Origin of the sequence: Micromonospora sp. NPDC005298 (assembly GCF_040607375.1) — a bacterium.
Lineage (GTDB): Bacteria > Actinomycetota > Actinomycetes > Mycobacteriales > Micromonosporaceae > Micromonospora.
Window position 1 is genome coordinate 57833 of sequence record NZ_JBEXGP010000009.1, and the last position, 20044, is coordinate 77876.

A 20044-nucleotide genomic window follows, 5' to 3' on the forward strand; every position below is an offset into this window, starting at 1 on the left:
CAGTAGGGTGGGCGGCGTGCTCCGCCAGGTCACCGCGATCCGCTACGTCACCCCGCTCCGCGAGGGCGGCTCGCTGCCGGGCGTCGTCGAGGCCGACGACCTCGGCACGTACGTGGCGAAGTTCTCCGGCGCCGGCCAGGGGCCCAAGGCGCTCGTCGCCGAGGTGATCTGCGGTGAGCTGGCCCGCCGGCTGGAGCTGCGCGTGCCGCCACTGGTCGTGCTCGACATCGACCCGGTGATCGGGCGTGCCGAGCCCGACCAGGAGGTGCAGGAGCTGCTGCGCAACAGCGGTGGCCCCAACCTGGGGATGGACTTCCTACCCGGGGCGCTGGGCTTCGACCCGGTAGCCCACCCCGTCGACCCGATGCTGGCGTCGCGGGTGCTGTGGTTCGACGCGTACGTGGAGAACGTCGACCGGAGCTGGCGCAACCCGAACCTGCTCGTGTGGCACCGGGAACTGTGGCTCATCGACCACGGCGCCACCCTGTACTTCCACCACAACTGGCCCCGCGCCGAAGCCGCCGTACACCGGCCCTACCGGGCCGACGACCACGTGCTCGCGCCGTACGCCGACCGGCTCGCCGACGCCGACGCCGAACTCGCCCCGCAGGTCACCCCGGAACTGCTCACCGAGGTGCTGGAACTGGTGCCGGCGCGGTGGCTGACCGCCGCCGACTTCGACTCCGCCGACGAGGCGCGGGCCGCGTACGTGGCGCACCTGTCCCGCCGCGTCGCACGGCCGGCGGACTGGCTGCCGACAGGGGGCGTGGCGTGAGGCATCCCTTCGAGTACGCCCTGATCCGGCTGGTGCCCCGCATCGAGCGCGGCGAGCAGATCAACGTCGGGGTGCTGCTCTACTGCCAGCAGCGCGACTTCCTGTCCGCGCGTACCCACCTGGACGTCGACCGGGTCGAGGCGCTGGCGCCCGACGTCGACCTGCCGGCCGTGGCGGCGGTGCTCGACTCGTGGGACCGGACCTGTTCCGGAAACGGGCCGGCGACCCGGATGCGACTCGGCGAGCGGTTCCACTGGCTGGTCGCCCCGCGTAGCACGATGATCCAGACGGGGCCGGTGCACACCGGGCTCACCGCCGACCCGGCGGCCGAGCTGGAACGGCTGATGGCGGTTCTGGTCCGCTGAGCGGACGTGCCGGCTGTGGTCCGCCGAGCGGACGTGCCCGGTTCGGTCTCCCCTGATCGCGCTGCGCCAGCGTCGTTGCCGGCGGAGCGCGATCCCCCGTTCAGGCTTTCGGTGCGGGGCGGCGGATGGCTTCCGTCGGCACCGGTGACATCAGGATCGCTGTCCGCGACGGTGGGGAGGTCCGGGCGACCGGTAACTTGCGGAAAACTTGAGGCCGGAGTGCCCGGGAGCGCCTCCCCGGGCGGCGTTTGCCGCAGCAGGCCACGGGTAGTCGCGGGAGCTGACCCAGACGAGAAGGGGACATCTGATGGCTGCCCAGACGAAGGTAGCGGTGATCTACTACAGCGCCACCGGCATCACCTACCAGATGGCGCAGGCGGTGTGTGAGGCCGCGGGGGACGCCGGTGCCGACGTGCGCCTGCGCAAGGTGCGTGAGCTGGCGCCGGACGAGGCGATCCGCTCCAACTCCGGTTGGCAGGCGCACCACCTGGAGACCCAGGACGTGCCCGAGGCGATGGTCGACGACCTGGCCTGGGCCGACGTGGTGATCCTCGGTGCGCCCACCCGGTACGGCATGGTGGCCGCCCAGCTGAAGCAGTTCATCGACACCACCGGTCCCCTCTGGGCGCAGGGTGCGCTGGCCAACAAGGTCTACTCCGCCTTCACCTCGACGGCGACCTCGCACGGCGGCCAGGAGACCACGCTGACCTCGCTCTTCAACGTCTTCTACCACTGGGGTGGCGTCGTGGTCACCCCCGGATACACCGACACCAGCCAGTTCATCGCCGGTAACCCCTACGGCCCCTCGCACACGAGCAACAACGGGGAGGTCGCCCCGGACGCCGTCGCGCTGGGCGCGTGCGCGCTCACCGCCCGCCGTGCCGTCCAGATGGGCGCCGCGCTGAAGGCGGGCCTGGCCGCCGGCTGACCACTGCCGGGGACCGGCGACGCGGACGGGGGCTCTCGACCCGTCCCCGCCGCCGGTCCATCCAGCCGTACCCGCCCGGAGGGCTGACTACGCCCGACCGCCGGCCGTGGGCAACTCGTCCGGCCGGGGCGCCGGCAGCAGGCCGCCCAGCAGTTCGGCCAGGACGGTGAGGCCGTCCGGGCTGAGCACCGACTCCGGGTGGAACTGCACACCTGCGAAATCCCGCCCGCGCAGCGCGTGCACGGCGCCGTCGCGTACGTCCCGGGCCAGCTCCACCGGCCCGTACGGGGTGTCCAGCCGATCCGCCGTCGCCTGGGCGGTGAACGTCGAGTAGAAGCCCACCCGCCGGGCCCGGCCGAACAGCGACACCTCCCGCTGCAACCCCTGGTAGGGGGCGTCCCGGCGGTGCAGTGGCAGCCCCAGCAGCCCGGCCAGCACCTGGTGGCCGAGGCAGACCGCGAGGGTCGGCCGGCCCTCGGCGAGCAGCCCGGTCAGCAACTCGCGCAGCGCCACCATCTTCGGCTCGTCCCGGCTGCCCGGGTCACCCGGCCCGGGGCCGGCCACCACCAGGTCGTAGTCGTCGACCGGGCCGCCGTCGTGCCACGGCCGCAGGGTGACAGTGAGACCCAGCGCGGCCAACTGGTGGGCCAGCATGCCGGTGAAGGTGTCCTCGGCGTCCACGATCAACGCCCGGCGGCCCACCAGCCCGGGCAGGCCCGGCGCGTCCGGCGCCCGCTGGTCCAGCCAGAACCGTGCCAGCGGCGCGTTACGCGCGGCCAGCGCGTCGCGTACCGCCGGGTCGTCGGCCAGCCGCGCGACCGCCCGCCGGTCGCCGGCGGGCGCCGCCGGGCCGAGACCGAGCGCGGCCAGCACCCCGGCGGCCTTGGCGTGCGTCTCGGCCACCTCGCCGGCCGCCGTCGAATGCCGCACCAGGGTGGCGCCGACCGGCACGCGCAGCTCGCCGGTGGGGGAGATCTCGGCGGTACGGATCAGGATCGGCGCGTCGAGCGTCTGCCGGCCGGCCTCGTCGTGACCGAGCAGGGCGAGTACGCCCGCGTAGTAGCCCCGACCGCGACGCTCGTGGCGGGCGATCACCCGGCAGGCGTTCTCCATGGGGCTTCCGGTCACCGTCGGCGCGAACATCGTCTCGCGCAACACCTCCCGCACGTCGCGGGTGCCGCGCCCGGCGAGCAGGTACTCGGTGTGCGCGAGGTGCGACATCTCCTTGAGGTACGGGCCGATCACCTGGCCGCCGTGCTCGGCCACGGTGGCCATCATCTTCAGTTCCTCGTCGAGCACCATGTACAGCTCCTCGACCTCCTTGGGGTCGGCGAGGAAGCGCAGCAGGGCCGCCCGGTCCGGCACGCCGCCGGCGGGCCGGAAGGTGCCGCTGATCGGGTTCATCATCACCAGCCCGTCGTCGACGCTGACGTGCCGTTCCGGGCTGGCGCCGACGAGCGTCCGGGTGCCGGTGTGCACCACGAACGTCCAGTACGCGCCGCGTTCGGCGACCAGCAGCCGGCGCAGCGCGGCCAGCGCGGCCACCAGCGGCGGGCCCTGCACGGTGGCGTGCAGGGTGCGGTGGATGACGAAGTTGGCGCCCTCGCCGCGGCCGATCTCCTCGGCCAGCACCCGGCCCACGATCCGCGCGTACTCCTCGTCGGTCACGTCGAACGCGGCGTCGACGGCGCGGACCGGCTCGTCGGGCAGGTCGGCCAGGACGTCGGCCAGCGGAATCCGGTGGTGCTCGCGGACCTGGAGGCACTCCAGCGGGGCGCCGTCGTCGACGCAGGCGAAGCCGCGTTCGGCGATCTGCCGGAACGGCACCACGGCCAGCGTCCGCGCCCCCGGCGTGCCCTGCGGCAGGGGAATGTCCGCCAGCCGGTCGACGGTGTCGACGGGGCCGGTGAACAGCTCCAGCTCGTCCGCGCCGTCGCGGCGCAGCAGCGCGAAGGGGCCTGGATCGGCGCCACGGGTCACGGCGGCGAGCAGGTCGGTCAGGTGGGTCATCGGAGTCTCCGTCAGGCCGGGCGCCGCCCTCTCGGGGTGGCCGTCGGGGCCGGAGATCCGGCGGCCGCCTCAAGTGGCGGCCGCGTGGATGGTGCTACGCGCGGAGGGTGGCCGCCGGGTCGGCGGGCCACCAGCAGGTCGGATGCGCGAGCATGGATCCACCCTACGCGCCCGCGGTCGCGTTGGCACCGGGTAACTTGACCGGCGATGAACATTCTCGCGCTCGACCTGGGCACCTCCTCGGTACGCGGGCTGGTGCTGGACGCCGACACCCAGCCGCTGCCCGGTGCCCTGGCCCGGCGCAAGGTCAGCCTCGCCATCGGCGACGACGGCACCGGCACGCTGTCCGGTCCCGGCTACCTCGCGTGCCTGGTCGAGTGCCTCGACGAGCTGGCCGGCGGGGGGCACCTGCGCGACGTCGACCTCGTGGCGGTCTCCGCCCAGTGGCACTCGGTGCTTCCGCTGGGCCGCGACGGCACGCCGCTGGGCCCGGTGCTCACCTGGCTGGACACCCGGCCGGCGCCGCCCGCCGGGGCGACCGGGCCGGCCGACGCGGACGACTTCCACCAGCGCACCGGGTGCTGGTGGCACCGCTCCTACTGGTCGGTGCGGCTGCCGTGGCTGCGGGAGGGGTCCGGCAGCCCGATCGCCCGGTTCGTCGGCCTGCCCGAGTACGTGCTGGGCGAGCTGTTGGAGACAGCGCCCATGTCGGTTTCCCAGGCCTCCGGCACCGGCCTGCTGGACCTGGGCAGCCTGCGGTGGGACGAGGAGGCGCTGGCGCTGGCCGGGGCGCGACCGCAGGATCTTCCGCCGCTGGGAGAGCTGGACTGGCACGGCCGCCTGCGACCCGAGATGGCCCGCCGCTGGCCGCAACTGGCGGGCGCCCGGTGGTCGCCGCCGGTGGGCGACGGCGCGGCCTCGAACGTCGGCTCGGGCTGCGTCGACCCGAGCCGGGCCGCCGTCACGGTGGGCACCTCCGCGGCGGTACGACTGATGCAGCGGGTCCCCGCCGGTGAGCCGCTGCCCCGGCTGCCCGAACAGCTCTGGCGCTACCGGGTCGACCACGACCACGTGGTGACCGGTGCGGCGTACTCCAGCGGCGGCAACCTGTTCGCCTGGGCCGACCGGGAGCTGCGGCTGCCCCGGGGCGCGGAGCTGGACGCGGCGCTGGCGCTGGTGCCGGCCGGTGGTGGCCGGCCGGCCGACCCGCGTTTCGGCGGCGACCGGCCTCCCGGGCTGGCCCCGGCGGGCTCCGGCGAGCTGCGCGGCCTCAGCTTCAGCACCACCGGAGTGGACATTCTGGCCGGCCTGATGCAGGGGCTGTGCATGCTCGTCGCGGACGACCTGGCGGTGCTGGAGTCCACGATCGACGAATCGGTGGCGGTGGTGCTCGGCGGAGGCGCGGTGGCCGCGTCGGTGTGGTGGCGGCAGGCGTTCGCCGCCGCGCTCGCGCCGCGACCCGTGTCGCACCAACGCAACCCGGAGATCGGTGCCACCGGAGCGGCGTTGGTGGCGCTCGGCCGGTTCGGGGACGCGGTGGAGCTGGCCGACATCGGCCGGACGGACGAACTGACGTCACCGACGACGGCAGGACGATCCCACCCGCAGTATCCTTCCTGAACTTCCCCCATGTTCGGGCCGTTGACAGCGCTCCCGAGCCTGGTTGGATGGACTGCGCTCCCCGGACCGCGGTGGACGCGGTAGGACGGAGGAGGCAGGGTGGCGGCAGGTCCCGACCCGGCGAACGGCACGGTGTCGAACCATCGCCGGCGTCGCTTCGACGTCCGCGTCGTTCCCCATCGGCGTCGGTCCCCGTTCCGGCTGCGGGACTGGCGGATGAGCACCAAGCTGGCCACCGTGCTGGTGGTGCCGTCGGTGGCGTTCCTGGTGCTCGCGGGTGTGCAGACCAGCACGCTGGTGGGGCGGACGACGGCGTTGAACGACTTCGCCCGGCAGGTCGGCATCGGCCGGCAGATCACCGCGGCGGTGCACCAGCTCCAGCAGGAGCGGGACCGTGCGGCGGGGGAGTTGGGCGAGCTGCGCCGAGGCGCCGACCGGGAGGCCGCGGCCAGCACCCTCAAGCCGTTGCAGACTGCCGCCGACCGGGCGATGGCCGACCTGAGTCGGGCGGCGCAGCCGCTGGCCGACGCCGACGCGTCCTGGCGGGTGGCCTTCTCCGAGGCGCAGGAGGCGTACGACCAGGTGATCGACATCCGTCCGGCGATCCCGCCGGCGGTGCTCAGCAACGACACCATCCTGAGCAACTACCACCGTGCGGTGGGCGCGCTGCTCGACCTGCTCGCCGAGCCGACGCCGGGGCAGGGCCAGGCGGCGTTGAACGACTCGGTGCTGCGCTACGTGCAGTTGGCGCGGGTCAAGGAGCTGTCCTCCCGGGTCCGGTCCCAGCTGTACGCGGCGTCCCGCGCCGGCAGGTACGGCACCGAGGACCGGGTGATCCTCGCCGACCTGCGCGCCCAGCAGCTGACCGCCCTCGGCGCGTTCCGGGTGGCCGCGACGACCGACCAGATCCGGCGGTACGACGAGACGTCGGTGGACCCGGTCTTCGTGGTCGCCACCCAGTTGGAGGAGCGCAGCCTTCCCGTCGGGAGCGCGGCGCCCGACGTGTTGCCGTCCGAGCAGTGGTGGTCGGCCAGCCAGCAGCGCCAGGAGTTGTTGCGGCAGGTCGAGGCCGGGGTGCTGGACGACGCCGTACGGCAGGCCGACGAGGCGAGTTCCGGGCAACTGCGGACCACTCTGCTGGTCGTCGGCGGGGTCGTCGCGGTGCTTCTGGTCGCCCTGCTGATCTCACTGCTCGTCGGGCGGTCGGTGGCCCGGTCGATGCGGCTGCTGCGCAGCCAGGCGTTGCGGATCGCGCAGGTCGAGCTGCCGGACGCACTGGACCGGCTGCGGACCGTCACCGGCGGGGTGCCGCCCATCGACGTCGCACCGGCGGTGGTCCGGTCGCTCGACGAGATCGGCGAGCTGGCCGAGGCGTTCGTGGCGGTGCACCGCAGCGCGGTCACGGTCGCCGTCGAGCAGGCGATGATGCGCCGCAACGTCAACGCGATGTTCGTCAACCTGGCCCGGCGCAGCCAGGTGCTGGTGGAGCGCCAACTGGAGCTGCTGGACGACCTGGAGCGCGAGGAGAGCGACCCGGACCAGCTGGAGAACCTGTTCAAGCTGGACCACCTGGCGGCTCGTATGCGCCGTAACGACGAGAGCCTGCTGGTGTTGGCCGGCACCGACTCCACCCGCCGCTGGAACCGTCCGGTCGGCCTGGGCGCGGTGCTGCTCGCCGCGGCCGCCGAGATCGAGCAGTACCGGCGGGTGCGGATCGAGCCGGTGGGCGACGTGTACGTGGTCGGGCACGCGGTCGGTGAGCTGGTGCACATGCTCGCCGAGCTGCTGGAGAACGCCACAGCCTTCTCCCGGCCGGACACGGTGGTCGTGGTGGACGTGCGGCTCGAGGCCGCCGGTGCGCTGATCGAGATCGTCGACCGGGGCCTGGGCATGAGTCCGGCGGCGCTGGCCGAGGCGAACGAGGTGCTGGCCAGCCCGCCGGCCGCGGACGTCGCGGCGGTCGAGCGGATGGGCCTGTTCGTGGTGAGCCACCTGGCGGCCCGTCTGGGTGTGCGGGTGCGGCTCGCCGGGGGGCAGGACGGTCTCGTCGCCCGGCTCGCGTTGCCGGCCGCGTTGCTGGCGCCGGCGGGCGGGGTGGAGCTGGATCCGCCGGCCCCGGCCCGGATGGTGGCCGCGGGCGCCGCCCGGCGGGTGGGGGCGCAGCGCCAGCCGGCGAACCAGGCGCCGGTCATGGCCTCTCTGGACCTGCCGGTGGCCGGTCGGCCGCCGGCGAGCGCGGTTCCCCGTCAGACCCGCCCGGTGCCGGTACGGGCCGAGGATGTGCTCACCCCGGCCGCCGCGCCCGGTGCCGGGGGCGGCTGGTGGTCCCGGGAGGGCCCGTCCGCGCCCGCGTCGTCCGGGCCGGCCGTGCCGCCGGCCACTCCGCTGATCGGTGGCACGAGCGAGCGGGGCCTGCCGATGCGGGTGCCCATGGCGCAGCTCTCCGCGGTGACCCGCCCGGCCCGACCCGGTTCGGCCCCGGCGCGTGACGACCTGGACCCGGACGCGGTCGGTGGCATGCTTTCCCGGCTCTACAGCGGGGTACGGCGTGCCGAGGCCGAGGACACCACTGAGATACCCGTGCCACCGTCCATGGGGCACGACGAAGGGGGACGACGACAGTGACGACGTTGAGTCAGGAGGCGCGGGACCTGAGCTGGCTGGTGAGCGCCTTCGCGGACCGGGTGCCGGGTGTGGCGCACGCCGTGGTGGTCTCCTCCGACGGGCTGCTGGTGGCGATCTCCGATCACCTGCCGCGCGACCACGCCGACAAGCTCGCCGCGGTGACCTCCGGGCTGATGAGCATCACCGCGGGCGCGGCCCAGATGTTCGACGGTGACGTCGTCAAGCAGACGGTGGTCGAGATGGGTCGGGGGTACTTCCTGGTGATGCAGGTGCGGGACGGGTCGATCCTGGCGACCCTCGCCGCCGGGGACGCGGACATCGGCGTGGTGGGTTACGAGATGGCGCGGCTGGCCAAGCAGGCGGGGGAGATGCTGACCCCGGCGCTGCGGGCGGAGTTGCAGCAGGCGTTGCCGCGCTGACGAGGTCGACCGCTGCCCGGACGGTCACGGCTCCGCGCCGGAGCCGAGCCGTCCGGGCCCGGCCGTCCGTCCGGGTTGCCTGCCTTCAGAAGCCGCCGTCGGCGATGACGGACCGATACCAGTGGGCGCTGCGCTTGAGCACCCGCCGCTGGCTGGGGTAGTCCACGTAGACGAGCCCCCAGCGCTGGTCGTACCCCTCGGCCCACTCGAAGTTGTCGAGCATCGACCAGACGTGGAAGCTCTCCAGCGGCACGCCGGCGCTGATCGCGCGGTGCGCGGCGGCGAGGTGGTCGCGCAGGAAGCTGATTCGGCCGCTGTCGTCGACGGTGTCGTCGGCGGCCAGGGTGTCGGGGGTGGGCAGGCCGTTCTCGGTGACGGTGAGCGGGATCGGGCCGTAGTCGCGGGTGACCCGGGTCAGGATGTCGTACATCCCGTCGGGGTAGATCTGCTGCCACTCGGCCTCGGAGGTCGGCCAGCGGTGTTCGGTGCCGCCGTCGGCGGTGACGTAGATGGGCGTGTAGTACTGCACGGCCAGCAGGTCGACAGGCGAGGAGATCACCGCCAGGTCGCCGTCCCGGATGCCCCGGACCATCCGGCTCTCGGGGCCTAGGTCGGCCAGGACGTCCTCGGGGTAGCTGCCCTTGAGCAGGGAGTCCAGGTAGAGGCGGTTCTCGTAGCCGTCGTACAGCCGGGCGGCGGCGGCCGCCTGCGGTGAGTCGTCGGCGGGGTAGCAGGGGTGCAGGTTGAGCGCGGGGCCGATCCGGGCGGTGCCGTCGGCGGCGCGCAGCGCGCGTACGGCGAGCCCGTGGGCGAGCTGGAGGTGGTGGGCGACCAGGTACGCGGCGTCCGGGTCCTGCCGGCCGGGGGCGTGGTGGCCGATGAGGTAGCCGTTCTGCACCACGGTCTTGGGTTCGTTGATGGTGAGCCAGACGGGCACCCGGTCGCCGAGGGCGGTGAAGACGGCGTCGGCGTAGTCGGCGAAGCGCAGGGCGGTGTCGCGCGACTCCCAGCCGTCGGCGTCCTGCAACGCCTGGGGCAGGTCCCAGTGGAACAGGGTGGCCATGGGGGAGATGCCGCGGTCGTGCAGTCCGTCCAGGAGGCGTCGGTAGAAGTCGAGGCCGCGCTGGTTCGGTGCTCCGGTGCCGTCGGGTTGGATCCGTGGCCAGGAGATGGAGAAGCGGTAGCTGCGCAGCCCGAGGTCGCGCATCAGGTCGAGGTCCTCGGCGTAGCGGTGGTAGTGGTCGGCGGCGACGTCGCCGGTGTCGCCGTTGCGGGTGCGCCCGGGAGCGCGGCTGAACGTGTCCCAGATCGACTCGCCGCGGCCGTCCTCCTTGGCGGCGCCCTCAATCTGGTACGCGGAGGTGGCCGCGCCCCATCCGAAGTCGTCGGGGAAGCGCAGCGGGCCGGCGGGCCCGGTGGGTATCGACATGGATTCTCCTCGTGGATACGGGGCCACCGCCGAGATTCGGGAGCGCTCCCAGGATAGGGCAGGAGCGGCCGTCCCGGTCAGCCGGCCGTCATGGCGGCCGACGATGTCGGGTTGAGGCGGGTGAGGGCCCCGGACAGCGAACGAGGCCGACCGGGCGGCGCGGTGCGCCTGTCCCGTCGGCCTCTTTTCCCATCGTGTACGGGGGTTTAGTGTGGGGACGGGGGAGGGCAACCCCCGTCCCCACCGTAACTGCACACACACGGGCGGAATTTGGGTCCTGCCGTGCGTGTCGCGCGGGAGCCGGGCCACGCGAGTGGCTCTGGTTCCACCTCCCTCCGTGTGGCGGGACGATGGCTGACGGCGGCGTCCGGGCTGGCCCGCCGTCGGCCTTCGGGTTGGTTCCCCGGGGCCGTCCAGAGACGATCCCGGCGATCTTCTAGTTGGAACCTTGTCGATGGAAGCGCTCCCATCGACCGATGTTGCGACTGTAACGCCCGTCACGCCTTTGTGAAAGACCCAAAACGAGATCGAAACACGGAGCTGATTCGATCCGCTGTGCGCTTGTCGTGGGAGCGCTTCCATGGCACACTGTCGATTCGACGCGACAGGAGCCACATCGCGTGAGCGCGGGTCCGCCGAGGGCAGCCGGCAGCACGACTTCCGGTCACGGCACCCCGAACGCGGCCGACGGGACGCCCTCCCGTGCGACTCGCACCGCCGTACCCCGGCCGGGCCCGGGGGAGACCACCTTCCCGGCGCCTCGAAACCCCCGCGCACCACCACCATCGCGGGCAGGCGCCCCGCCGGGACCATCCCGGCCTGGCCCGAGGAGACACCGCGCACATGAGACAACTGGCACGACGCCGCCGCGTGGCGATCATCGCCGCCGTCGCGCTCGCCGTCGGCGGGGTGACCCTGCCCGCCGGCGCCGCGCAGGCCGCACCCGCCTGCGACGTGGTCTACGCGACCAACGACTGGAACAACGGCTTCACCGCGAACGTCACAATCAAGAACCTGGGCGACGCGGTCAGCAACTGGACCCTCAAGTGGACCTTCCCGAACAGCGGCCAGCGGGTCACCCAGGGCTGGTCTGCCAGGTTCAGCCAGACCGGCAGCGAGGTCACCGCGACCAACGAGTCGTACAACGGCAACCTCGGCACCGGGGCGTCCACCACCATCGGCTTCAACGGCTCCCACACGGGCAGCAACCCGAAGCCCACCTCGTTCACCCTCAACGGGACCACCTGCAACGGCACCGCCGCCAACCAGCCGCCGACGGTCTCCCTCGGCGTGCCGTCCGGGCCGTTCACCGCGCCCGCCGACGTGCCGCTGACCGCCACCGCGAGCGACCCGGACGGGACGATCAGCAAGGTCGAGTTCTACCGCAACGGCCTGCTGATCAACACCGACACCTCCGCGCCGTACGCCTACACGCAGGAGGACCTGCCGGCGGGCAACTACACCGTGCAGGCCAAGGCGTACGACAACGCCAACGGCATCGGGGTCGACGAGAAGGCGTTCACCGTCGGCGCCGCCACCGGCCCGACGCTCGTCGCCACCCCGTCCGCGGTGAGCGTGAGCGAGGGTGGCACCTCCACCTTCAACCTCAAGCTCAGCGCCGCTCCGACGGCGAACGTGCCGGTCACCCTCACCCGCACCGGCGACGCCGACATCACGGTCTCGCCGGCCACCGTCACGCTGACGCCCAGCAACTGGAACACCGGGGTCACCGTCACGGTCGCCGCGGCGGAGGACACCGACACCGCCGGTGGCGCCGCCACCATCACCGCCGCCGCCACCGGCCTGGCCTCGCTGGCGGTCGCCGCCACCGAGATCGACAACGACACACCGGGCGGCGGGGACAACGCCTACATCAAGAAGTTCCTCGACCAGTACGGCAAGATCAAGAACTCGGGCTACTTCAGCCCCGAGGGCGTGCCCTACCACTCGGTCGAGACGCTGATCGTCGAGGCGCCCGACCACGGCCACGAGACGACCTCCGAGGCGTTCAGCTTCTGGCTGTGGCTGGAGGCCTACTACGGACGGGTCACCCAGAACTGGGCCCCGTTCAACAACGCCTGGACGGTGATGGAGAAGTACATCATCCCGACGCACGCCGACCAGCCGACCGCCGGATCCGCCGGCACCCCGCAGTACGCCGCGGAGTACAACCTGCCCAGCCAGTACCCCTCGGCGCTGAACCCCAACATCCCGGTCGGACAGGACCCGCTGCGCTCGGAGCTCCAGTCCACCTACGGCACCGGCGACATCTACGGCATGCACTGGCTGATGGACGTCGACAACACCTACGGCTTCGGCCGCTGCGGTGACGGCACCACCAAGCCCGCGTACATCAACACCTTCCAGCGGGGCACGCAGGAGTCGGTGTGGGAGACCGTCCCGCAGCCGTCCTGTGACACCTTCAAGCACGGCGGTCAGTACGGCTACCTCGACCTGTTCGTCAAGGACACCGGCGCCCCCGCCAAGCAGTGGAAGTACACCAACGCCCCGGACGCCGACGCCCGCGCCGTGCAGGCCGCCTACTGGGCGCTGACCTGGGCCAAGGCCCAGGGCAAGCAGGCCGACGTCGCGGCCACCATCACCAAGGCCGCCAAGATGGGCGACTACCTGCGGTACGCGATGTTCGACAAGTACTTCAAGAAGATCGGCAACTGTGTCGGGGCCAGCACCTGCCCCGCCGGCAGTGGCAAGGACTCGGCGCACTACCTGCTGTCCTGGTACTACGCCTGGGGTGGCGCGTACGACGCCAGCCAGAACTGGTCCTGGCGGATCGGCTCCAGCCACAACCACTTCGGCTACCAGAACCCGTTCGCGGCCTGGGCGCTGACCAACACCCCGGAACTCAAGCCGCAGTCCGCGACCGCCGTCGCCGACTGGACCAAGAGCTTCGAGCGGCAGCTGGAGTTCTACACCTGGCTCCAGTCCGCCGAGGGCGGCATCGCCGGTGGCGCCACCAACAGCTGGGACGGCAGCTACGCCCAGCCGCCGGCCGGCACCAGCACCTTCTACGGCATGTTCTACGACGTCGACCCGGTCTACAACGACCCGCCGTCGAACCAGTGGTTCGGCATGCAGGCGTGGTCGATGCAGCGGATCGCCGAGCTGTACCTCCAGACCGGCAACGCGAAGGCCAAGGCGCTGCTGGACAAGTGGGTGCCCTGGGCGATCGCGAACACCACCCTCGGCGCCAACTGGTCGATCCCCTCGGACATGAAGTGGACCGGCCAGCCGACCACCTGGAACCCGAGCAGCCCGCAGCCCAACACCAACCTGCACGTCGAGGTCACGGTCAAGGGCCAGGACGTCGGCGTCACCGCCGCCTACGCCCGCACCCTGATCGCGTACGCGGCCAAGTCGGGCAACACGGCTGCCAAGGACACCGCGAAGGGTCTGCTCGACGCGCTGTCCGCCGCCAGTGACGCCAAGGGTGTCTCCACCACCGAGTCGCGGGGTGACTACCGGCGCTTCGACGACACCTACGACGCGTCCACCGGGCAGGGCCTCTACGTCCCGCCGGGCTGGACCGGGAAGATGCCCAACGGCGACGCCATCGCCGCGGGCAAGAGCTTCCTGGACATCCGTTCCTTCTACAAGAACGACCCGGACTGGCCCAAGGTGCAGGCGTACCTGAACGGCGGCCCGGAACCCACCTTCAACTACCACCGCTTCTGGGCGCAGGCCGACGTCGCCATGGCGTACGCCGACTACGGCAACCTGTTCCCGAACGGCTGACAACGACCCGGGGTGGGCGGCGCCCCCGCCCACCCCGGGGGTTCGGCCGGGTCCGGGGGAACGACGGGACCCGGCCGGCGGACGGCCTGACACCCACGGTCAGGCCGGGGTGGGCCGGCCATCCGGACAACGCAGCGGAGCGGTCGGCCCGCCCCACCCGCCCGGACTGGAGGAAGCCGCGAAAAAGCCCAGAAATTCGGGCCCTGGCGGGATCACACCAACGACTGTGACGGAGTAACGTACGTCACCGGAGAGGCCGCTCCCCCCGTGGCGGCCTCTCCACTTTTATGCCCCCGGACCGGCGCCCGGCTCACCCTTCGGCAGGGTCCCCAGTGACCGGATGACGCAGCCCCGGATGCCCGGCCGGCAGCGACCGGCGCAGCACCACCCAGCTCACCGCGAGCGCCGCCGCGACCAGCGGCCACGTCAACGCCACCCGCGCCACTACCAGCCCGAGGACCTGCCCGCCCAGGTACAGCGGCACGAACACCGCCACCCGTAACGCGTACGTCGCCGTCCACACCCAACTCGCCCGGCCGTACCCGCGCAGCAGCACCGGGTCGCGCCGCCAGCGGGTCCGCTGACCCAGCGCCGCGCCGACCAGCACCCCGAGCAGCGGCCAGCGCACCACGATGCTCACCGTCCACACCAGCGCGCTCGCGGCGTTGGAGAGCAACTGGATGACAAAGAAGTTCTCCGCCCGGCCGGTCCGCACGGCGACCAACGCCGCGACGCAGACCGCCAGGAGTCCGATCAGTACCGAGCGCGGCCTGCCGCCCCGACGCAGGCGTACGACGGCCACGACCGCGCCGACGCCCAGCGCCGCGCCCACCCCGGCCCACAACGACTCGCCGCCGAGCAGCCAACCCACGGCGAACGCCACCGGCGGCAGCGTGGCGTCGACGGCCCCGCCCCGGCCGCCCAGCAGGTCCGCCAGCGACTCGACCCGCGCCGGACCGCCACCCGGCTCGCCACCGACCGGCTGCCGATCGTCGTGCCCGACCCGGCCGACGTCGCGCTCAGGTGTGTCGCCCACCGCCACCTCCTCGCCTCCGTACCACCTAACCATCGACAGGCGGCGGCCCACCGCCCGGCCGACCGACCCAGGCCGCTACGGTGTGCGGATGCGCGCGACGGCACGGGGTTGGACTGCGGTCTGGTTGGTCGTACTGGCCCTCGTCCAGGCGGCCGCCTTCCTCGCCGTCTGGCGGGTGGCCGTGCACACCGAGATCGGCCAGTGGGTGGACACCGTCGCCCTGACCGGCAACCGGATCGGGCAGGACCGCATCGACGGTCCGGTCGACCGGATCCTCAACGCGATGTCGGTGGTGTCCCTGCTGGCCGCCACCGCCGTGATCGGCTTCATCGCGCTCATCCGGGGCCGGATCGCGCTGGCCATCACCGCGACGCTGCTGATCGCCGGCGCGAACGTCTCCACCCAGCTGCTCAAGTACGGGCTGAGCCGGCCGGACTACGGCGTCGACCCGGAGCGCGCTGCCGTCGGCAACAGTCTGCCCAGCGGACACACGGCGGTCGCCGCGTCGGTGGCGGTCGCGCTGGTGCTCGTGCTCCCCCGCAAGGTACGCGCGGTCGGCGCCTTCCTGGGCGCCGGCTACGCCGCCCTCGCCGGGGTGGCCACCCTCTCCGCCGGCTGGCACCGACCCAGCGACGCGGTCGCCGCGTACCTGGTGGTGGGTGTGTGGGCGGCGCTGGGCGGGCTGCTCCTGCTGATCACCCAACGGGAACAGGCCGAGGTGGCCCCCGGCGACGCGCACCGGGTCGCGGCGCTGGTGCTCGGCGTTGCCGGCGTCCTCGCCCTGATCGCCAGCGGGCTGGCGCTGTCCTGGCTCGTCGACCTGCGCGGCACCGGGCCGGGCGAGCTGAGCCGTCGTCCGCTCTTCGTCGGGTACGCGGGCAGCGCCGCCGGCATCGCCGGCACGATGGCGGTGGTGATGGCGCTGGTGCTGACCGTCGTGCACCGACTCGTCCCCCGGGTCAAGGGCTGAACCCTCGACCGGGGCGCGGGGTCAGCTCGCGGAGCGGGGTGCGGGAACGTGCGGGGCGACGCGGCGCAGGTGCGTCAACACCACCGGGTCGATCCGCCCCGGCACCAGACGCTCCTCCAGGTTCTCCAGCCCCGCCCAGGAATTCAGCGCCCCCTCGGGCCCGTCGCCGGTCACCGGGTGGCCGAGCGCGCTGAGCAGAGCCGCCACCTCGTCGGCGACCGCGCCACTCAGGTCGAGCAGGGTGGCCGGGTCGGGCCGGCTGAACAGCATGGTGTGCACGGCCAGCAGTCGACCCAGCTCGGTGACCGGGTCGGGGTGGTCGTCCACCCGCAGGTCGACGAGGACGTCGCTGCCGCCGCCGTACCCGCCGCCGCGCTCGACCACCAGCAGCCCGGCGCTCTGCCGGCCGCGCCGGTCCCCGCCGGCCTCGTCGCCGGCGCGTAGCGCGGCGACCAGCCGCTCGGCGAACGGCAGCGTCGACCCGGCCAGCCACGCGTCGGCCAACGCGTCGACCACCTCGGGGCCGGCGAGGATGTTGCCCTGCGCGGCCCAGCCGTCGCCGGTCCGCCCGCCGGCCCACGGGTGGCAGGCCGACCCGGTCCAACTCGCGCCCGGACCGGTGGCGGCCACCACCCCGAGCTGGCGGTGCTCCCGTTCGGGGTCGGCGGCGGTCAGGCCGGCCACCACGTCCTCGGCGGCCACCCCGGTGCGCAGCAGCGTCAGACCCTGGGGACGGTAGGCCAGGTTGACGTGCGCCTGGGCGGCGAGCGCGCCGACCTCGGCCTCCGCCGCGGGCACCAGCGCACCGGCGGCGAGGAACTTGCTGGCCACGACGACACCGTGCAGGCGGCCGTCGGCGGAGCGTGCGACGAGGGAGAAGGTCACCCGCCGAGACTAGCTGGCCCGGCCGGCATCGAATCGACCTGCGCGGATGGGTCAGAACGGTGGCGCGGCGGGCTCCGGCGGTGCCCCGCGCGCCCTGCGGGCGTCGGCGACCGCGACGGCGCCGAGTGCCAGCGCCGCCACGGCGGCGGCGGCCAGGCCGGGCAGACGCAGCAGCGGTACGGCCGCCGCCGCCAGCACCAGCACGGCGATCCACCGCGACGGGGAGACCCGGCCGAACACCTCGTACTCGAAGCGGGCGCGACCGGCCAGGAACAGCGCCGGCCCACCGAGCACCACGGCCAGCCACGCCGGTGGGAACCGTTCCGCCGGATGCTCGATGAGCAGCTCGTAGCCGATCGCGGTGGCGGAGAGGCCGACCACCATGACCAGGTGGGTGTCGGCGGCCGAGCGGCCGATGGTGGCCGGGTGGCGGGCCTTCGTCACCGCCTCGCCCAGGATCCGACCGGCGCGCTGGACGTAGATCCGCCACAGCAGGATCGACGTCGCCAGGGCCAGCGCGAACGCCCACCCGTGCCGCGACCCGTAGGCCCCCCTGCTGTACGCGAAGCCGGCCACCAGGATCGTCTCACCCAGCGCGACGAGGAAGAACTGCTGGTACCGCTCGGCCAGATGCTCCCCGGCGATCTCCCACTTCGAGATCGTCGACCTGCCCAGCCCCGGCACCGGCCAACCGCACCGGGCGGCCAGATACTCGATGGCAAGCGCCGCCGCCCAGAGCACCACCTGCGGGTTGGTCGGCAACATCGCCCCACCGATCCACAACACCCCGGTGAGGGCGAAGATCACCGCCATGCGGACCTTCAACCGGCGGTACGGGTGCGGGCCCAGCGCCAACGACAGGATCACCGGCCGGGACACCTGCGCCACCACGTACGCCAACGCGAACATCAGGCCGGCCTGGCTGAACGCCCGCGGGATCGCCACCCCCATCACCATCCCGCACACCAGCGCGGTCAGGACGACCGTCTGGAGCGGGATCTTGTACGGGTCGTACCTGCTTGTCGTCCACGCCGTGCCCTGCCAGACGGACCAGAGCGCCAGCAGCAACAGCAGCGTCTTGCCGCCTCCGGTGACCGCCGCCCAACTGTGCTCACGGGCCGGCGCGCTGGTCAGGTCCTCGAACGCCCGCGCGGAGATCCGGGTGAGCGCGAAGACGTACGCCAGGTCGAAGAAGAGCTCCAGGAAGGTGGCCCGGCCGGGCGCAGCCGCCGCCGGGACCGGCTCCAGGCGGCCCGCCGCCCTGGAACCCATGCTCAGCGGCCTGCGCCGGTGGTCCGTTCCACGTCGAAGTCGTAGCACCCTTCGCCGGCGCGACAGCCGGAAACCGGCGATTCTGCCCAGTACGAAGATCTTGCTCGGGTACCCCGTCAACGGGCACGATCGATCGGTGACGAATCGATGGGGCATGACCGTGCCGTTGGGCGGGATCCCGCTGAGCGACCATGAGGCGGCGTACGCCGCCCTCGACCGGGCCGGGTTCACCGACGTGTGGTCGTCCGAGGTCGCCGGGGCGGACGCGTTCACCCCGCTGGCGCTCGCCGCCGCCTGGCAACCCCGGCTGCGGTTGGGCACCGCCATCACCCCGGTCTTCACCCGTGGCCCCGGGCTGCTGGCGATGAGCGCGGCGGCGCTTGCCGAGGCCGCCCCGGGCCGGTTCGCGCTGGGCATCGGCGCGTCCTCGCCGGTGCTCGTCCGGGACTGGAACGCGCTGCGCTTCGACGAGCCGTTCCGGCGTACCCGGGACGTCCTGCGCTTCCTGCGCGCCGCGCTGCGCGGCGAAACCGTCGACGAGGTCTACGACACCTTCACCGTGCGGCGGTTCACCCTCGAACGGCCGCCCGCCGTGCCGCCGCCGATCGTGCTCGCCGCGCTGCGTCCCGGGATGCTCCGGCTGGCCGGCGCCGAGGCCGACGGGGTCATCCTCAACTGGCTCAGCGCCGACGACGTGCCACGTGCCCTCGGCGAGCTGGGTGAGCGCCGCGCCGGCTTCGAGGTGGCCGCCCGGATCTTCGTGTGCCCCACCGAGGACGCCACGTACGCCCGCGCGCTGGGCCGCCGGCTGATCACCAGCTACCTCACCGTCCCCGCGTACGCCGAGTTCCACCGCTGGCTGGGCCGCGACGAGGTGCTGGCGCCGATGTGGCAGGCGTGGGCCGCCGGTGACCGGCGCGGAGCCAGCGCTTCGGTACCGGACGAGGTGGTCGACGCGTTGGTGCTGCACGGCACTCCGGACCGGTGTCGTGCCCAGGTGCGCCGCTACGCCGACGCCGGCGTGGACGTACCGGTGATCGCGCTGCTGCCCACTCCTGAGGTGACCGCCGGCGGCGCGACGGCGCTGCTCACCCTCATCGCCCAGCTGGGCACGGACACGGCGGGAGCATCCGCGTGAACCTCACCGACCGGATCGTGGTGGTCACCGGCGGCGCCGGTGGCATCGGAGCGGCCCTGTCCCGCCGCTTCGCCGCCGAGGGCGCCGCCGCCGTGGTGATCGCCGACCTGGACGCCGACGCGGCGGACGCGGTGGCCGAGGGCATCGGCCCGGTCGCGCACCCCATCGCCCTCGACGTCACCGACGAGGAGCAGGTCCGCGACCTGGTCGCCGACACCGAGGAGCGCTACGGCCGCATCGACCTGTTCTGCGCCAACGCGGGTGTGACCACCGGCGGGGGAGTGGAGGTCGACGACGTCGGCTGGGACCGGGCGTGGCGGGTCAACGTGCTCGCGCACGTCTACTCGGCCCGGGCGGTGCTGCCCGGGATGCTCGACCGTGGTGGCGGGCACCTGCTGCACACCTGCTCGGCGGCGGGCGTGCTCACGGCGGTGGGCGACGCCGCGTACACCGCGACGAAACACGCCTCGGTGGGGTTCGCCGAGTGGCTCGCCATCACCTACCGGGACCGGGGCATCCGGGTCAGCGCGCTCTGCCCGCAGGGCGTGGACACGCCGATGCTCGCCGAGGGGATCCGCGACGGCCACCTCGGCGCCCGGGTGATCGCCGCTTCCGGTGCGGTGCTGACCCCGGACCAGGTCGCCGACGCGGCCGTCGCCGGGCTCGCCGAGGAGCGTTTCCTGATCCTGCCGCACCCCGAGGTCGCCGACTACGCGCGCCGCCGTGCCGAAGACCCCGACGGCTGGCAGGCCGGCATGCGCAAGCTCGTCCGCCGCCTGACCCGCTGACAGGCTCGTGCCTGGTCCGGCCGAGCCGGAC

The 20044-nt window shown here is 73.2% G+C and carries 15 protein-coding genes; 10 read left to right on the plus strand and 5 right to left on the minus strand.

The genetic code is table 11. The features are described from left to right. Positions 1 to 16 precede the first annotated feature (16 nt). The 3 genes from ABZS77_RS16215 to wrbA all read left to right on the plus strand — a co-directional run bounded on the left by ABZS77_RS16215 (position 17) and on the right by wrbA (position 2068). Positions 17 to 775: a HipA family kinase gene (locus ABZS77_RS16215; protein WP_354823199.1), complete on the plus strand. Its 759-nt coding sequence runs from the start codon at positions 17 to 19 to the stop codon at positions 773 to 775. After that, positions 772 to 1140: a DUF3037 domain-containing protein gene (locus tag ABZS77_RS16220; protein ID WP_354823201.1), complete on the plus strand. Its 369-nt coding sequence runs from the start codon at positions 772 to 774 to the stop codon at positions 1138 to 1140. Before ABZS77_RS16215 ends, ABZS77_RS16220 begins: the two co-directional genes overlap by 4 nt. Positions 1141 to 1447: 307 nt before the next feature. Then, on the plus strand, positions 1448 to 2068 hold the full coding sequence (gene wrbA / locus ABZS77_RS16225; RefSeq protein WP_354823203.1) for an NAD(P)H:quinone oxidoreductase: 621 nt from the start codon (positions 1448 to 1450) through the stop codon (positions 2066 to 2068). Positions 2069 to 2155: 87 nt separating this feature from the next. On the opposite strand, the gene ABZS77_RS16230 is transcribed toward wrbA, so the two are convergent. Beyond that, a complete protein-coding gene (locus ABZS77_RS16230; RefSeq protein ID WP_354823205.1) occupies positions 2156 to 4078 on the minus strand; it encodes an anthranilate synthase family protein in 1923 nt (640 codons plus the stop codon). A 207-nt stretch (positions 4079 to 4285) separates the two neighbouring features. Here ABZS77_RS16230 and ABZS77_RS16235 point away from each other — a divergent pair, with 207 nt between their 5' ends. The 3 genes from ABZS77_RS16235 to ABZS77_RS16245 all read left to right on the plus strand — a co-directional run bounded on the left by ABZS77_RS16235 (position 4286) and on the right by ABZS77_RS16245 (position 8742). Beyond that, on the plus strand, positions 4286 to 5698 hold the full coding sequence (locus tag ABZS77_RS16235; protein ID WP_354823207.1) for an FGGY family carbohydrate kinase: 1413 nt from the start codon (positions 4286 to 4288) through the stop codon (positions 5696 to 5698). Between the two features lie 99 nt (positions 5699 to 5797). After that, complete coding sequence (locus ABZS77_RS16240) at positions 5798 to 8323, plus strand: nitrate- and nitrite sensing domain-containing protein (protein WP_354823209.1); 2526 nt, start codon at positions 5798 to 5800, stop codon at positions 8321 to 8323. A gap of 5 nt (positions 8324 to 8328) precedes the next feature. Next, positions 8329 to 8742, plus strand: coding sequence for a roadblock/LC7 domain-containing protein (locus ABZS77_RS16245; RefSeq protein WP_354823336.1), 414 nt, complete (start codon positions 8329 to 8331; stop codon positions 8740 to 8742). A gap of 85 nt (positions 8743 to 8827) precedes the next feature. On the opposite strand, the gene ABZS77_RS16250 is transcribed toward ABZS77_RS16245, so the two are convergent. Further along, a complete protein-coding gene (locus ABZS77_RS16250; protein WP_354823211.1) occupies positions 8828 to 10171 on the minus strand; it encodes a GH1 family beta-glucosidase in 1344 nt (447 codons plus the stop codon). Between the two features lie 843 nt (positions 10172 to 11014). Here ABZS77_RS16250 and ABZS77_RS16255 point away from each other — a divergent pair. Continuing rightward, positions 11015 to 13924, plus strand: coding sequence for a glycoside hydrolase family 48 protein (locus tag ABZS77_RS16255; protein WP_354823213.1), 2910 nt, complete (start codon positions 11015 to 11017; stop codon positions 13922 to 13924). 310 nt (positions 13925 to 14234) lie between these two features. On the opposite strand, the gene ABZS77_RS16260 is transcribed toward ABZS77_RS16255, so the two are convergent. After that, a complete protein-coding gene (locus ABZS77_RS16260) occupies positions 14235 to 14861 on the minus strand; it encodes a DUF3159 domain-containing protein (protein ID WP_354823338.1) in 627 nt (208 codons plus the stop codon). A 181-nt stretch (positions 14862 to 15042) separates the two neighbouring features. Between ABZS77_RS16260 and ABZS77_RS16265 the strand changes: the two genes are divergently transcribed. Then, entirely contained in the window at positions 15043 to 15930 is an 888-nt protein-coding gene (locus tag ABZS77_RS16265) for a phosphatase PAP2 family protein (RefSeq protein WP_354823215.1), read from the plus strand. Between the two features lie 21 nt (positions 15931 to 15951). On the opposite strand, the gene ABZS77_RS16270 is transcribed toward ABZS77_RS16265, so the two are convergent. Together ABZS77_RS16270 and ABZS77_RS16275 are read right to left on the minus strand one after the other, a co-directional pair. Continuing rightward, positions 15952 to 16815 (minus strand): DUF1028 domain-containing protein, encoded by an 864-nt coding sequence (locus ABZS77_RS16270; RefSeq protein WP_354823217.1) that lies wholly within the window; start codon positions 16813 to 16815, stop codon positions 15952 to 15954. Positions 16816 to 16866: 51 nt separating this feature from the next. Beyond that, positions 16867 to 18087 (minus strand): low temperature requirement protein A, encoded by a 1221-nt coding sequence (locus tag ABZS77_RS16275; protein WP_354823219.1) that lies wholly within the window; start codon positions 18085 to 18087, stop codon positions 16867 to 16869. A gap of 154 nt (positions 18088 to 18241) precedes the next feature. Here ABZS77_RS16275 and ABZS77_RS16280 point away from each other — a divergent pair, with 154 nt between their 5' ends. Further along, entirely contained in the window at positions 18242 to 19225 is a 984-nt protein-coding gene (locus tag ABZS77_RS16280) for an LLM class F420-dependent oxidoreductase (RefSeq protein WP_354823340.1), read from the plus strand. Continuing rightward, positions 19222 to 20013 (plus strand): SDR family oxidoreductase, encoded by a 792-nt coding sequence (locus ABZS77_RS16285; protein WP_354823221.1) that lies wholly within the window; start codon positions 19222 to 19224, stop codon positions 20011 to 20013. Before ABZS77_RS16280 ends, ABZS77_RS16285 begins: the two co-directional genes overlap by 4 nt. Positions 20014 to 20044 lie beyond the last annotated feature (31 nt).